We start from the raw sequence: 15,011 nt of genomic DNA, 5'->3' as shown, positions 1-15,011 counted from the left end.
GTCAGGAGCGGACGAGGAAACGCCCGCAGTCCTCACACTCGATCTCGGCATCGGGGTCGAGGTGCTGGATGCGATCGTGTTCGACTGCCGACAGCTTCATGTGGCAGGCCCCGCAGACGCCACCCTCGAGCCGCGCCACGGCGATGCCGCCCATGCGGCTGCGGGCCGTCTCATAGCGCGCCAACGCATCGGGATCGATGTCCGTGATCAGCGCGGCGCGGTCGGCCACGGCCACCGCTCGCTCCGCTTCGATCTCAGTCTCGACCGTCGCCAACGCTGCGGTCGCCTGCGCGGCCTGCTCGTCGACGGAAGCCCGCTGTTGGGCAAGTGAAGCGAGCTGCTCGTCGATGGGTTCGACCTGCTCCATGAGCTCGAGCTCTTCGTCCTCGAGCTTCGAGATCTGCCCCTTGCGGGTCTCGATCTCGTGCTGCAGTGACTGGAGGACGCTCGGGTCGGAGCCTCCCGCGTACAGCTGCTCGTTGTCGTGCTCGATCTTGGCCTCGATGTCGGCGATGTCGACCTCGAGACGCTTCTGCGCCTTCACGAGATCGGCTTTCGCGGCCTCGGCATCCTCGATGCGCTTGCGGAGCGTCGCGAGCTGCTCGTCGAGCGCCGCGAGCTCGGCCCGCTCGGGGATCTGGTCGTGCCGGTGATCGAGTTGCTGGATCGTGGTGTCGAGTGCCTGGACGGCGAGCAACTGTTCCCACTGCGTGGTCATGTATTGAAGTCTCCGGATGTCGGCGGGGGTGTGCCGCCCGACGTCGTCGGGGGTGTCGTGGAGTCTGCCCCAGTCGTGGGTGTCACCTCGTCTCCCTCCGTGGTCGGCGTGGAAGCGGGCCCCGTCGTGGGAGTCGTTCGGCGTGGCGTGGGGCGTGGCGCGGGGGTCAGGTCGACGTCGTCGTCGACCTCGAGGAGCTTGCCCGTGGACTGCCGTCGCGGCGGGTCGGCGAACCGAATGTTCTCGAGCGCCTCGTGGAACGGGTTCATGAACGCCCCGAAGATCCGCGCCGGATACGAGCCGCCGGTGACGCTGCGTCCACCGACCGAGGTCATCGGCACGTTGCCGTCGATCGCCCCCATCCAGACCGCTGTCGACAGGTGCTTGCTGAAGCCCACGAACCAGCCGTTGGAGAAGTCCTGCGCCGTGCCGGTCTTGCCGCCGACGTCGTGGCCTGAGACCCGCGCAGCGGTCCCAGTACCGCCGGTGACGTTGTCCTTGAGGATGTCGGCGGCGAGCTGCGCCGTCTCGATCGAGAACGCCCGGAATCCTTCGTCGACGTGATCGAACACCGTCTCGCCCCGACGGTCGATCACCCGTTCCACGAAGTACGGCGGGTTGTAGTAGCCGTCGTTCGCGATCGCAGCGTAGGCAGCGGCCATCCCGATCGGCGTCACGCCCTGCGTCCCCAGCGGAGTGGAGAAGATCGAGGGGCTCAGGTCCACGATCTCGTTCGCCGAGCTGCGGGTCTTCAACCCGAGGTCGCCGGCCAACTCGACGACGTTGTCGATGCCGGCGATCTGGCCCAGCCGCACGTAGCCGCAGTTCGACGAGTTCGTCGTCATCGAGGTGATCGTGCCGGTGAACCCACGCGACTTGCCGAAGTTGTTGACCTCGTAGATGTCCTCAACGCCGGGGATCTTGAATCGACACGGGCCTGCGCCGGAGATGCGGTCGGACGGGGAGTACCCCTGCTCGAGGAGCTCGAGCAGGACGAAGGTCTTGAAGGCCGAACCCGGTTGGCGGTAGCCCTGCGTCGCCAGGTTGAACTTGTAGTCATCACCGAAGCCAGGGCCGCCGACGAGGGCACGCACGGCTCCGGTCGTCGACTCGACCGATGCCATCGCCACCGTGCCCAGTGCCTCCTGGCCGGCCAAGGGCGTGTTGGCCTTGTGCTTGCCGGCGATGAACAACGCCGGCTGTCCCTCGAGGGCGAATGGTGCCAGGACCTCGTTGCGCGCCAGCTCGGCGAGGAACTGCGCACCGAGGTCGAGTGTCGTGTGGATCTCGAGCCCACCGCGGAACACCGCGTCGTAGCGCTCGCTCTTCGTCTCCCCGAGCCGCTCGTCGGCCAGCAACGCCTGCTTGACCTCCTCGACGAAGTAGTCGTCCGGCGGCGGGATGTACTCGACCGCGACCGAGGGCAGGGGCGAGGCGTTGGCATAGGTCGCCTCGTCCTCGGTGATCGCACCCTCCTCGACCATCCGACGCAGCGCGATCCGGCGGCGCTCGCGGGCGACGTCGGGATAGAGGAGCGGGTCGTAGTCGATCGGGTCGCGGATCATGCCGGCGAGGAGGGCGGCCTGCGCGAGGTCGAGTTCGTGCGCAGCCACGCCGAAGTAGGTCTCGGCGGCAGCCTGGACGCCATAGCTGTGATTGCCCAGGTAGATCGTGTTGAGATAGCGCTCGAGGATCTGCCGCTTCGACATCTGCTTCTCGAGGCGCACGGCCAGGAACGCCTCGCGCGTCTTGCGGTCGAAGTCCTGTTCCGACGTCAGCAGGCTCTGCTTTACCAACTGCTGGGTGATCGTCGAACCACCCTGTTCGATCTGGCCGGACTCGACGTTGGAGAGCAGTGCCCGGACCGTCGCCCGGACGTTGACGCCCTTGTGGACGAAGAAGTCGGCGTCCTCGGCGGCGAGGACCGCGTCGATGAGGTGGTCGGGCAGATCGTCGATCGACACCGGCGCCCGGTTCTCCTCCTCCTGGAGCGTGGTGAGGAGGGTGCCGTCGCTCGCATAGACGTACGACCGGATCGAGAGGTCGTCGAGCAGGACGTCGCCCGCCACTCCGTGCGAGGCCGTGGTGAGCTTGGCGAACTGCGGCGCGAGCGCGAGACCGGCCGTCGTCACGATGACGGAGCCGAGCGCGAGGAGCAGCAGGAGGCGCGGGAGGGCGCGCGCGAGTCGGAACACGATGGCGAAAGCGTACCGGCGACATCGCTCCGTGGCCGGTCACCACGCAGGCCGACGTCGCCTAGGTTCGACGATCCGGGCGCACCGCTCGCCGACACGAGGAGACAGCCATGGCCCATGACCGCCGATTCCGTTTCGGGGTGCAGATCAGCACCGCGACCTCCGCCGATGAATGGGCGACCCTCGCCCGACGGGCCGAGGAGCTCGGCTATTCGAGTGTGTTCATGCCGGACCATTTCGGCGAGCAACTCGCGCCGGTGCCCGCGCTCATGGCGGCCGCCGACGCCACGACCGACCTGAAGATCGGCACGCTCGTCTTCGCCAACGACTACAAGCACCCGGTGGTCCTCGCCAAGGAGGTCGCCACCCTCGATCTCCTCTCCGGCGGTCGCTTCGAGTTCGGCATCGGCGCCGGCTGGATGAACACCGACTACGAGCAGTCCGGGATCCCGCACGACCGAGCCGGCGTCCGGATCGACCGCCTCGCCGAGTCGTTGACCATCTGCAAGGGGCTGTTCGGTCCCGACCCGGTCACCTTCCAGGGCGAGCACTACGAGTTGACCGGCATGGTCGGCATGCCCAAGCCGATCCAGACCCCGTATCCCCCGGTGCTCATCGGTGGCGGCGGGAAGCGGGTCCTGTCGCTGGCTGCGCGAGAGGCCGACATCGTCGGGATCAACCCCAAGATCGCGAGCGGGGCGGTCGACACCGAGACCGCACAGAACGGCGCACCCGAACTCACCGACCAGAAGATCGATTGGGTGAAGGAGGCCGCCGGCGACCGGTATGCCGACCTCGAGCTCAACATGTTGGTGTTCGCCGTCGTGATCACCGACGACAAGCAGGGCGTTGCCGAGATGATGGCGCCGATGTTCGGCCTCGACCCCAGCCTCGTCGCCGACTACCCGCTCGCATGGATCGGCACCGAGGACGAGATCGTCGAGACGCTGCAGGTACGACGCGATCGCTGGGACGTCAGCTACCTCGTGATCCAGGCCGATGCCATGGAGGCCGCAGCGCCGATCGTCGCCCGCCTCGCCGGCACCTGAGGGGATCACCATGGCCGACTACGCCCTCGCCGGAGCCGGATGGATCAGCGCCGTGCACGGCCTCGCGATCGCCGCACAACGCGACAGTCGCGTCGTCGCCGTGGCCTCGCGCACACGGCAGACGGCCGACGCGCGTGCCGTGGAGGTCGGCGGCGTGGTCGTCCCCTACGACCAACTCCCGGCCGGAGCCGACATCGTGATCGTGGCCACGCCACCCCGTCGTCACGCCGTCGACGCGCTGCGAGCGATGGCGGCGGGAGCGGCCACGGTTGTCGAGAAGCCCCTCTGCGCCACCCTCGACGACGCCGACCGCCTGGTGCGCGTCGTCGAGGCCGGGGGCATGCTCACCTACGCCGAGAACCTCCTCTTCGCAGAAGCGCCATCGCGTGCGTTGAGCGAGATCGCGACACTCGGGACCCTGACCCATCTGTCGGCCAGGGCGATGCAGCCCCGGCCGACCTGGGGGTCGTTCACCGAACGGAGTTGGGGCGGTGGTGTCCTGTTCGACTTGGGTGTCCATCCGCTGGCGCTGGTCCTGCGGGCCGCTCGCTCCGCCCGCCCGGTCGCCGTGTCGGCGGCGTTCGAACGCAGCGACGACATCGAGGTCGAGGACCGGGCCTCGGTCCAGTTACGGTTCGACAACGGCCTCGTGGCCCAGGTCGAGGTGTCGTGGCGGGAGTCCGACACCATCTGGGACCTCCAGGCCGCGTCCGAATCCGGTGTCGTCGTCCTCGAACTGCTGCCCGAGCTGTCGCTCGAGCGGGGTGGCGAGCCGATCGAACTCCCGCCTCCGCCCGTCGACGTCGAGTACCCCCCGCAGTTGGATCAGTTCGGCTACGTCGAGCAGCTCCGCGACGCCGAGGCCTCGGCGAAGGTCGGGCGGTCGTCCGCGATCAGCGACGTCTACCTCGGGCGTGACCTGCTCGAGATCGTGTGCGCCGCCTCGATGTCCGCGGCGAGGAGCAGCATCGAGATCCCGCTCCCCTACACCGGGCCACGGGACAAGACCCCGATCGAGCTCTGGGACCCGCAGGACTGAGCGCATCGCGGCCTAGCGTGGCGCAGTGACATCGCCGACCACCGACCTCGACGCGCCCGAAGGGCGGACCGTGCTCCGACGCGGCGTCACGTTGCTGGTCGAGATGATCCGCACCAACCCGTGGCCGTTCGCGGGCGCACTCACCGGATCGCTCGTGTTCTCGGGGGCCTCGGTCGCCGGCGCGATCGTGCTCGGCCGAGTGGTCGACGACCTGATCGTCGGGCAGACCGAGACGCCGACGACCCGGGCCGCGATCCTCGCCGGCGCCGTCATCATCGCGATGTCGACGGCACGGGCGGGCGGCGTGATCGCCCGCCGCTACTTCGGCATCATGGCGACCCGGCGGATGCAGATGGAGTGGTTCGACCGGCTGTCGGACCACTACCTCGACCAGCCGCTGCGGTTCTTCCACACTCAGCCGACCGGCAAGCTCCTCGCCCACGCCGACAACGACGCCGAGCGGTCGTCGTTCGTCATGCAGCCGCTGCCACTGTCGCTCGGCGCACTGGTGCTCCTCGTCTTCGCGTCGATCAACCTCGCCGTGCTCGACCCTCTCCTCCTGGCCATCGGCCTGATGCTGTTCCCGACGCTCATCGTGATGAACCGCCTCTACACGACTCGGGTCGAAGGACCGTCGGCGAGGGCGCAGGCTCACGTCGGCGCGGTCAGCTCGGTCGCCCACGAGAGCTTCGAGGGCGCACTGGTCGTCAAGCTCCTCGGTCTCGAGCAGCAGGAATCCGAACGACTCCGGGTCGCTTCGGACGATCTGCGCCGCGAGCGCCTCGTGATCGGGCGACTCCGAGCGGCATTCGAACCCGGACTCGACACGCTGCCCGTCCTCGGCACCATCGCACTCCTGGCCGTGGGCGCCTCCCGTGTCGACTCCGGCGCCATCACCACCGGCGATCTGGTGCAGGCCATGACCCTCTTCGGGATCCTCGCCTTCCCGATGCGCGTCGTGGGATTCCTCCTGGAGGAACTCCCCCGGTCCGTCGTGTCGCGTGACCGCATCGTCGACGTCCTCGACACCGACCATGCCGACGACGCCGTGCTCGTCGCCGACGCCGCCTCGCGTCGCCGACTTCCCGATGGCCCCTTGGCCCTCACCGTCGAGGGCATCTCCTTCGCCTATGGCCCCGAGCGGGTGCTCCACGACGTCGCCTTCGACGTCGCCCCGGGAGAGATCGTGGCCGTGGTCGGGTCGACGGGATCGGGGAAGTCGACCCTGTGCACGCTCCTGGCAGGGCTCGCTCGACCGACGTCGGGCGAGATCCGCCTGGGTGGCGTGCCGCTCCGGAACGTCGACCCCACCGACCTGCGCGATGCCGTCTCGCTCGTGTTCCAGGAGACGTTCCTCTTCGCCGACACGGTGCGAGAGAACCTGACGATGGGCAGCGACATCGGCCCCGACGCCCTCGCGTGGGCCATGGACATCGCGCAGACCGACTTCATCCACGAACTCGCCGAAGGCCTCGACACGGTCGTCGGCGAACGTGGGGTGACGCTCTCCGGTGGGCAACGCCAGCGGGTGGCGCTCGCCCGCGCCATGATCCGCCACCCCCGCCTGCTGCTCCTCGACGACGCGACGTCGGCCATCGACCCGGTCGTCGAACAGCGGATCCTCGACGGGCTGCGATCCGAACTCGACACGACCACGATCGTGGTCGCCCATCGGGTCGCGACCATCCGTCTCGCGGACCGGGTGATCTTCGTCGACGACGGCCGAGTCGTCGCCGACGGGGCGCATCCGGAGCTGCTCGCCACCAACGAGTCGTACGCCGCGCTGGTCCGGGCCTACGAACAGGACGAGATCTCGTGAGCGAACCCGAGGAACTCGACGGGGCGATCGCCGTCCTCAAACGTGGGATCGCGGCGACGCCCGAACTCAAGATCGGCATCGTCGCCACCATCGGCATGGCAGTCGGCAGCGGTGGCGGCCGGTTGGCCGTGCCGATCCTGATCCAGCAGATCCTCGACCGGGGCGTCATCGGCGACGACGGGTTCCGCCCGGGATTCGTCTACCCGGCATGCGCCGTCGCCGTGCTGATCGTCATCGGGTTGTTCTGGTTGAGCCGGGCCACCTACCTCCGCCTCATCTCGGCCGCCGAGAACAGCCTCTACGGCCTCCGCGTCCGCACCTTCGAGCACATCCACCGGCTCTCGATCGCCGACCACAGCGAGTCGCGCAGCGGCGAGATGGTCGCTCGGGTCACGTCCGACGTCGAGACGCTGGCGCAGTTCACCCAGTGGGGGGCGGTCAGCTGGATCGTGAACTCCTCGATCATCGTGGGAACGATCCTGGCGATGACCATCTACTCGTGGCAGCTCGCGCTGATGGTGATCGCGGTCTTCATCCCGCTGATCCCGGTCATGCGACTGCTCCAGCGGCGGCAGCTGGCGGCCTACGACCAGGTCCGCACCACCGTCGGGACCAGCCTGGCCGAGGTCTCCGAGGCGGTGACCGGGGCATCCGTCGTGCGGGCGTATGGCCTCGAGCAGCGCACACGGGCCCGTCTGCGAGGTGCCATCCGCAACCAGTACCGGGCGCACCTCAAGGCGGGGATGTACTTCTCGCTGTTGTTCCCGCTCGGCGACATCTTCGGTTCCCTGGCGCTCGCCGTGGTCGCCGGCGTGGGTGCCATCCACGGCGACGCGCTCGGGGTGACGCCGGGCGAACTCGTCGCCTTCCTCTTCCTGGTCAACCTCGTGCTGTCGCCGGTGTCGGAACTCTCGGAGGTGTTCGACCAGACCCAGACCGCGATCGCCGGGTGGCGCAAGATCCTCGGCGTACTGGCGATGCCGGTCGACGTGATCGATCCTGATCCCGGGCTGGCGGTGCCCGACGGTCCGCTCGGGATCTCCGTCCGCGGCGTCGAGTTCGCCTACCGGACCGGACCTCCCGTCCTGCGCGGTGTCGACCTCGACATCCCGGCGGGCACCAGCGTCGCCGTCGTCGGCGAGACCGGGTCGGGCAAGACCACGTTCGCGAAGCTGCTGTGCCGGCTGGCCGACCCGACCGACGGCGTCGTGCGGGTCGGAGGCGTCGACCTCCGCGAGATCGGAGCGGCCGAGCGCCACCGATCGATCCGGATGGTCCCCCAGGACGGCTTCCTGTTCGAGGGCTCGGTCGGCTCGAACGTCCGACTGGGTCGCGACGGCGCCACCGCCGCAGATGCCCGAGCGGCGTTCGAACGACTCGGGCTCCGCTCGTGGCTCAACGGACTCCCCGACGGCCTCGAGACCGAGGTCGGCGAACGGGGCGGCAACCTCTCGGTCGGCGAGCGGCAGCTCGTCGCACTCGCACGCGCACAGCTGGCGGAACCCGGCGTGTTGGTGCTCGACGAGGCCACCAGCGCCATCGATCCCGAGACCGAGCAGGCGCTGGCCATCGCCCTCGACCGACTCTCGTCGGGTCGGACGGTCGTGAGCATCGCCCACCGGTTGTCGACGGCCGAACTGGCCGATCTCGTCCTGGTCTTCGATGCCGGCCGTCTGGTCGAGCAGGGCTCCCACGCCGAGCTCGTCGGAGCCGGAGGCGTCTACGCCGGCCTGCACCGGTCCTGGATGGGCGCAACGCGCGACGGCGATCCCGCACCGCTCTAGGGTCAGCGCCGTGGCGCTTCCCCTGACCGACAGCTCTGCGTGGCACGCGCTCGCAGCGCATCACCGCGACCTCGCCGACCGGCACCTCCGGGAGCTCTTCGCCGACGATCCGGAACGCGGTTCACGGCTCACGGCCTCGGCCGGCGACCTCTACGTCGACGTCGCCAAGCATCGGGTCACCGATCAGACTCTGACGCTGCTCCGGGACCTGGCCGAGGAACGCGACCTCGCCGGTCGTTTCGCTGCGCTCTTCGAGGGCGCCCACGTCAACACCACCGAAGGTCGACCGGCGTTGCACACCGCGCTTCGCCGACCCCGTGGCGACTCGCTCGTCGTCGACGGCGTCGATGTCGTGGCCGAGGTGCACGACGTGCTCGATCGCATGACGGCGTTCGCCGACCGGGTCCGCAGTGGCGCCTGGGTGGGATCGACGGGCGAACCGATCCGCTCGATCGTCAACATCGGCATCGGCGGCTCCGATCTCGGCCCGGCGATGGCGGCGACCGCCCTCCGCACCTGGGTCCGCAGTGACCTCGACCTCCACTTCGTCTCCAACGTCGACGGCGACGACCTCGCCCATGCGCTCGATGCCGTGCACCCTGCGACGACGCTGTTCATCGTCGCGTCGAAGTCCTTCACCACGCTCGAGACGTTGAAGAACGCCGAACACGCCAAACGATGGCTGCTCGACGAACTCGGCGACGACGCCGACGTCGCCGCCCACTTCGTGGCGTTGTCGACCAACGCCGATGCCGTGGCCGGCTTCGGCATCGACCCCGCCAACATGTTCGGGTTCTGGGACTGGGTCGGCGGGCGGTACTCGGTCGACTCGGCGATCGGGCTGTCGCTGATGCTCGGCATCGGCCCGCAGGCGTTCGGCGAGTTCCTCGACGGGTTCCACCAGATCGATCAGCACGTGGCGAACGACCCGCTCGGCAGTGTCCCGGTGACGATGGCGCTGCTCAACCTCTGGTATCGCAACTTCTTCGGAGCACAGACGCAGGCGGTGCTCCCCTACAGCGACGTCCTCGCTCGATTCCCCGCCTACCTCCAGCAACTCGAGATGGAGTCCAACGGCAAACGGGTCACCCTCGACGGCCACATCGTCGACCACGACACCGGCTCGATCGTGTGGGGCGAGCCCGGGACCAACGGTCAGCACGCCTTCTACCAACTGCTCCACCAGGGAACCACGCTGGTGCCCTGCGACCTGATCGGCTTCGCGCATCCGACGGACGACTCGCCCGGCGCTCCCGACCACCAGGATCTCCTGACCGCCAACCTGTTGGCGCAGTCCGAGGCGCTCGCCTTCGGACGCACGGCCGAGGAGGTCGCTGCGTCAGGCGTCGACGCCGCCCTCGTCCCCCATCGCACGTTCCCGGGCAACGTCCCGACCACGACGATCTTCGCGCCGCGGCTCACGCCCTCGGTGCTGGGACAACTGATCGCGCTCTACGAGCACAAGGTCGCCGCGCAGGGCTTCCTGTGGGGGATCAACAGCTTCGACCAGTGGGGCGTCGAGCTCGGCAAGGCACTCGCGACGACCATCGCCGACGAGATCGCCGAGGGGCGCGACGGCGATCACGACTCGAGCACCACGGCGCTGCTGCGCCGCTACCGCGACCTCCGCGGCTGAACTACGCCGCGGAGTCGTCGGGAGCGTCGGCCTCGGCGGCGTCAGCCTCGGCGTCGACGGCCGGCTCGGCCTCCTCGACGGGTGCTGCTGCAGCCTCGGCGTTCTTGGCGAGGAATGCCCGGACGGCCTCGTTGAAGGCCTGCGGGTTCTCGATGTTCGGCAGGTGCGAGCTGTCCTTGATGATGACGAGTTCGCCATCGGTCACCAGGCTCGAGATCAGGTTCGACTCGGCCAGAGGCGTCACACGATCGAGCACACCGGCGACGACCAGCGTCGGGTTCGCCAGACCGCGCAGCGCGCTCATGGCGTCGGGACGGTTCTTCATGGCCTCGAGCGCAGCGATCCAACCCTCGGGCAGGTTGTGCTGCATGAGGGCCAGCACGTAGTCGGCCAACTCCGGGCGATCGAGCGACGCCTGCGACAACAGGTTGTCGACCATGCCCTTCGCGAGGGTGGCGATGTCCTCGCCACCGGCGAGCGCGTTCTGCTGCTCGGTCCGCTTCTCCCAGGTGTCGACGTCGTCGGACTTGGAACGTGTCGCGACGAGCACGAGCGGGCCGAGGAGGTCGCCGTGACGACGAATCAGTTCGAAGGTGAGGTAGCCGCCCATCGACGCCGCGACCACGGTGGGCCGCTCGAGACCGAGTTCGGTGATGACGCCGGCGACGATCTCCGCCCAGCCACCCATCGTCGCCGCCTTGGGGTCGGCGGGTGCGGGACTGGATCCGAAACCGGGCAGGTCGATGCCCACTACTCGGTGATCGGCCTCGAGGTCTGCGTACTGGTACTCCCACATCGCCGCATTGAACGGAAAGGCATGGAGGAACAGGACGGGATCACCGCTGCCGCGATCGACAACGTGCACCTCTTGGCCGGCGACGTTCACGGTGGGCATTGCGTTCCTCCGGGTGGATCTTCGCGGGCTGGTTCCGAGTTTCTCCCGCGGCTGACAGTCGTCGCAAACCGACAGGGGGACGAATGCGTCACACCGATGCACATCGACCGAGGTCGGCGACATCTGCGCGAAGATCGGGGCCTGATGGGGGCACATCTGCGCATCCGACCGAGGTTGCCCCGGTCATTTCGCCGCCTGCTCGGGTCCGCATGGGTGTCGAACACCGGCGACGGTGTCCGCAACGCTGCGCTCCCGCTGATCGCGGCGAGCCTCACCACGTCGGCCTCGACGGTCACGATCATCGCTGCCGCAGGGACCTTGCCCTTCACCTTGTTCGGCGTGGTCGCCGGCACGATGGCCGACCGGAACGACCGCGTACCGCTCATCGTCCGGGCACATCTTTTCCGCGCGGTGGTCGGCGCGGCCCTCGCGGCGATGCTCTTCGCCGACGAGATGACCGTGACGCTCCTCGCTGCCGGCGCGTTCCTCCTCGGCTGCGGTGAGGCGCTGGCCGACTCGGCCGCACCGGCGCTCGTTCCCGACCTGGTGGACGACGAGGAACTCGAGCGCGCCAACAGCGAACTCGAGACCGCTGAACTGGTGGCGAACGACCTCATCGGCCCACCGGTCGGGGGTCTGCTCTACGCGACCGCCTCGGCCGTCCCGTTCGCGCTCGACGCGGTCTCGTTCGCGTCGTCGGCGGCGATGGTCCGCTCGATCGACGGGTCGACCGAGCGTCCCGATGCCATCGAGACCCGATCGTGGCGCGAGGACCTCGCCGAAGGCATCACGACCGCCTGGACCAACCGGGTGTTGCGATCCACCGGGTTGCTCGTGGTCATCCTCCAGGTCGGCAACCTCGCAGCAATCGCTCCCATCGTGCTCTACGTGACCGATCGTCTCGGCGTCGCCCCCGCGGCGTACGGGATCTTCCTCGCCGTCGGGTCGGTCGGCGGCATCGCCGGGTCGAGGATCGCGCAGCCCGCCATCCGCCGGCACGGGTCCTACACCACGTTGATCGCCGCGATCGTCGTGTCGATCCTCTCGTTCCTCGTCATGACGATCGCGTGGGTCCCCGCAGTCGCCTTGGGTTTCGCGACGTCCTTCGGCGCCGTCGTGGTCGGTCGGATCGTCGTGATCACGGCCCGCCAGCGCAGCGTCCCGTCGCGCCTCCTGGGGCGCGCACAGGGAGCGATGCGCACCATGGTCTGGGGCGCAGCCACCGTCGGAGCGCTGCTCGGCGGTGTCCTCGCCGACGCGGTCGGCGATCGCGCCCCGTTCGTCTTCGCCGCAGCCTGTTATGTCGTCGGCGGCGCCGTGAGTGCGCGATCGCTGAAGCAGGTCCTCGTCGACCCGCAGCGCCGCTGAGACCCCGGCTCGGTCAGGTCGTCGCGAGTCGCTCCGGGATCCAGGTCGTGAGCCGCTCACGGAGGATGTCGCCTGCGCCCGCGAGCAGGTGGCCCTCGCCGGGGAGCACCACGAGCTCGCCGTGACCGCCGGCGAGTTGGTGCACGACCTCGCTCGCGAACGGCGGCAGGATCTCGTCTCGGTCGCCGTGGAAGAGCAGCAACGGGGTCTCGCCGAGACCCTCGGCGTCCTCGCAGCCGGCCGACTGGGTGGCGAGCGTGACGACACCGGCGGCGAAGTCGCCGATCGCCATGCCGAGCTGCACCGCCACCGCTCCCCCGAACGAATGACCCATGGTGACGAACCGTCGCGCTCCTTGGCGGGCGGCCACGTCGGCGGCGGCCAGCGCGTCGTGGACGCACCGGTTGAGGTCGTTGGGCGCGCGGTACGAGACCCGCAGCGTGGCGATGCCCTCGTCCGCGAACCGAACGCCGAGATCGTGATAGAGGCCGTCGGCGGGCCCGAGTAGACCGCCCATCGCTCCACCGACGGCGACCACGGCACGATCGGCATCGGGCGGACCGTGCCACAGGATCGTCAGCAGACCCTGCATGGTGAACAGCTCGTGGTGCACGAGACCGTCACCGATCTCGACCGACTGCTTGGCCAGGACTCCGAGCCGCTCGTAGGGGCCCTGCGGCGCCTCGGGGTCGCTCATCTCACTCCGCCCAGGCTTTGACCTTCTCGATGATCTCGAGCGGCTTGTCGCCGACCGGCGTGATCTGGAGGTGGGTCACACCCGCGGCGCGGTACGCCTCGATGCGCTCCTTGACCCAACCCTCGTCGCCGACCATCGCGGTCGAGTCGAGGAAGTCGTCGGGCACGAGCGCCGCGGCTTCGTCCTTCTTGCCCTCGAGGTAGAGGTCCTGGATCTTGGCCGCCTCCTCCTCGTAGCCGTAGCGCTGGAAGATGTTGTTGTAGAAGTTCTTGCCCTTGGCACCCATGCCGCCGACGTACAGCGCGGTCATCGGTCGGGAGAACTCGCGGATGCCCTCGGCGACCGACTTGTCGTCGGTGATCGCCACGGTGCCGCCGGCTGCGATCTGCAACGGGCCGAGCGAGTCGTCCCGCTTCGCCATGCCGGCGTCGAGATCGTCACCCCACACGTCACGTGCCTTGTCGGGATGGAAGAACACGGGGAGCCAACCGTTCGCGACCTCAGCGGTCATGGCGACGTTCTTGTGGCCGAGGCTCGCGATCCAGACCGGGATGTCTTCGCGGACCGGGTGGTTGATCAGCTTGAGCGGCTTGCCCAGCCCGCTGCCCTCGGATTCGGGCAGTGGCAGCGTGTAGGCGCTCCCCTCGTAGCTCAGGCGCTCGCGCTTCCAGACGATCCGGCAGATGTCGATGAGCTCACGGGTCCGCGTCAGCGGCTTGTCGTACTTCACGCCGTGCCAGCCCTCGATCACCTGCGGGCCCGAGGCCCCGAGGCCGAGCACGAACCGTCCACCGCTGACGGCGTCGAGGCCCGCGGCGGTCGACGCGGTGAGGGCGGGCGTCCGGGAGTAGATGGGGAAGATGCCCGACGCCAGCTCCATGCGCTCGGTCTTGGCTGCGAGGTAGCCCAGGATGCTGACGGCGTCGAAGCTGTACAGCTCCGCCACCCAGATCATGTCGACGCCGGCGCGCTCGTAGTCGGCGGCCGTGGCGGCGGCGGCGACCGGATCGCCCGAGTAGTTCAGTGTCATGGAGAGCTTCATGCCCTCCTTGCTAGCACCTCGGCGGGCCACGATCCGGTCCGGACCGTGGCGGTCGGTCACCCCGCCGACAGGGCGAACAACCCGCTGAGGCCGGGCAGCACGAGCGCGGTGTAGAGGTCGGCGAGTTCGGCGGCGGAACGGTCCTCGTGGTCGTGCCACCATCGCCCCAGCGCCTCGAAGGCGCCGTTCATCGCGGTCGCCACCGCACCGGCGAGTTCGACGTCGACGTCGACGCCCCGCTCGGCGGCACCGTCGATCAACTGCTGGGCGACGAAGCCGTCCTGCCGGGAACGGATCGCCTCGACCGCGTCGGTGGTGGGTATGTCGCTCGACGAGAGCAGGGCTTCCCAGAGCGCCCGCCGCTGGCCGATGAACTCGAACCACGCCAAGGCCCCGGCGCGCAGGCCGGCCGCCTCGTCCTCGGGATCGGCAGCGACCACCGCCTGCGCGACCTGGGCGGCCAACTCGTCGGCGACTCGCTCCACGCAGGCCTCGAAGACCGCGTCCTTGGCACCCACGGTCTCGTAGATGACCGGCTTCGACACGCCGACGCGTGTTGCCAGGTCGTCCATCGACGTCGCCGTGTAGCCCCGCTCGACGAAGAGTTGTTCGGCCACCGCGACGATCTGACGGCGGCGCAGGGCGCGGGGAACCCGGCCGTGTCCGTGTTCGTCGATCGCTCGTTCGATGGCGTCGAGCGATTCCTCGGCAGCCGATGTGGCGGGAGTCACGGTGCAAACCTCTTGTGGACCTACTCAAAGTAGGTTAC

Annotated in this window: 12 protein-coding genes; 6 read left to right on the top strand and 6 right to left on the bottom strand. The window is 68.9% G+C overall.

Going from position 1 to position 15,011, the window contains the following annotated elements:
* Position 1 precedes the first annotated feature (1 nt).
* Together AB8619_RS05980 and AB8619_RS05975 are read right to left on the bottom strand one after the other, a co-directional pair.
* Positions 2–718 (bottom strand): zinc ribbon domain-containing protein, encoded by a 717-nt coding sequence (locus AB8619_RS05980; protein WP_436795550.1) that lies wholly within the window; start codon positions 716–718, stop codon positions 2–4.
* Positions 715–2,913, bottom strand: coding sequence for a transglycosylase domain-containing protein (locus AB8619_RS05975; protein WP_436795549.1), 2,199 nt, complete (start codon positions 2,911–2,913; stop codon positions 715–717). The genes AB8619_RS05980 and AB8619_RS05975 overlap by 4 nt, the downstream gene beginning before the upstream one ends.
* Positions 2,914–3,023: 110 nt before the next feature.
* On the opposite strand from AB8619_RS05975, the gene AB8619_RS05970 reads away from it, so the two are divergent.
* The 5 genes from AB8619_RS05970 to pgi are packed head-to-tail and all read left to right on the top strand — an operon-like array spanning position 3,024 to position 10,240.
* Positions 3,024–3,962: a TIGR03621 family F420-dependent LLM class oxidoreductase gene (locus AB8619_RS05970; protein ID WP_436795548.1), complete on the top strand. Its 939-nt coding sequence runs from the start codon at positions 3,024–3,026 to the stop codon at positions 3,960–3,962.
* Between the two features lie 10 nt (positions 3,963–3,972).
* Entirely contained in the window at positions 3,973–5,001 is a 1,029-nt protein-coding gene (locus AB8619_RS05965) for a Gfo/Idh/MocA family protein (protein WP_436795547.1), read from the top strand.
* Between the two features lie 25 nt (positions 5,002–5,026).
* On the top strand, positions 5,027–6,820 hold the full coding sequence (locus AB8619_RS05960) for an ABC transporter ATP-binding protein (protein ID WP_436795546.1): 1,794 nt from the start codon (positions 5,027–5,029) through the stop codon (positions 6,818–6,820).
* Positions 6,817–8,604, top strand: coding sequence for an ABC transporter ATP-binding protein (locus tag AB8619_RS05955; protein ID WP_436795545.1), 1,788 nt, complete (start codon positions 6,817–6,819; stop codon positions 8,602–8,604). The genes AB8619_RS05960 and AB8619_RS05955 overlap by 4 nt, the downstream gene beginning before the upstream one ends.
* Before the next feature lie 10 nt (positions 8,605–8,614).
* On the top strand, positions 8,615–10,240 hold the full coding sequence (pgi, locus tag AB8619_RS05950) for a glucose-6-phosphate isomerase (RefSeq protein ID WP_436795544.1): 1,626 nt from the start codon (positions 8,615–8,617) through the stop codon (positions 10,238–10,240).
* Position 10,241: 1 nt separating this feature from the next.
* Here the strand turns inward: pgi and AB8619_RS05945 are convergent, their stop codons facing one another.
* Positions 10,242–11,135: an alpha/beta fold hydrolase gene (locus AB8619_RS05945; RefSeq protein ID WP_436795543.1), complete on the bottom strand. Its 894-nt coding sequence runs from the start codon at positions 11,133–11,135 to the stop codon at positions 10,242–10,244.
* On the opposite strand from AB8619_RS05945, the gene AB8619_RS05940 reads away from it, so the two are divergent.
* Positions 11,058–12,503, top strand: coding sequence for an MFS transporter (locus tag AB8619_RS05940; protein ID WP_436795542.1), 1,446 nt, complete (start codon positions 11,058–11,060; stop codon positions 12,501–12,503). The two genes, AB8619_RS05945 and AB8619_RS05940, sit on opposite strands and share 78 nt — an antisense overlap.
* A gap of 13 nt (positions 12,504–12,516) precedes the next feature.
* Here the strand turns inward: AB8619_RS05940 and AB8619_RS05935 are convergent, their stop codons facing one another.
* The 3 genes from AB8619_RS05935 to AB8619_RS05925 are packed head-to-tail and all read right to left on the bottom strand — an operon-like array spanning position 12,517 to position 14,973.
* Positions 12,517–13,200 (bottom strand): alpha/beta hydrolase, encoded by a 684-nt coding sequence (locus tag AB8619_RS05935; protein ID WP_436795541.1) that lies wholly within the window; start codon positions 13,198–13,200, stop codon positions 12,517–12,519.
* A 1-nt stretch (position 13,201) separates the two neighbouring features.
* Complete coding sequence (locus AB8619_RS05930) at positions 13,202–14,242, bottom strand: LLM class F420-dependent oxidoreductase (RefSeq protein ID WP_436795540.1); 1,041 nt, start codon at positions 14,240–14,242, stop codon at positions 13,202–13,204.
* 56 nt (positions 14,243–14,298) lie between these two features.
* Positions 14,299–14,973 (bottom strand): TetR/AcrR family transcriptional regulator, encoded by a 675-nt coding sequence (locus AB8619_RS05925; protein WP_436795539.1) that lies wholly within the window; start codon positions 14,971–14,973, stop codon positions 14,299–14,301.
* Positions 14,974–15,011 lie beyond the last annotated feature (38 nt).

The organism is Actinospongiicola halichondriae, from assembly GCF_049103745.1.
In the GTDB taxonomy this organism is placed as follows: domain Bacteria; phylum Actinomycetota; class Acidimicrobiia; order Acidimicrobiales; family Salinilacustritrichaceae; genus Salinilacustrithrix; species Salinilacustrithrix halichondriae.
Note: the sequence above shows the minus strand (reverse complement) of the source record. Positions and strands in the feature narration are given on the sequence as shown.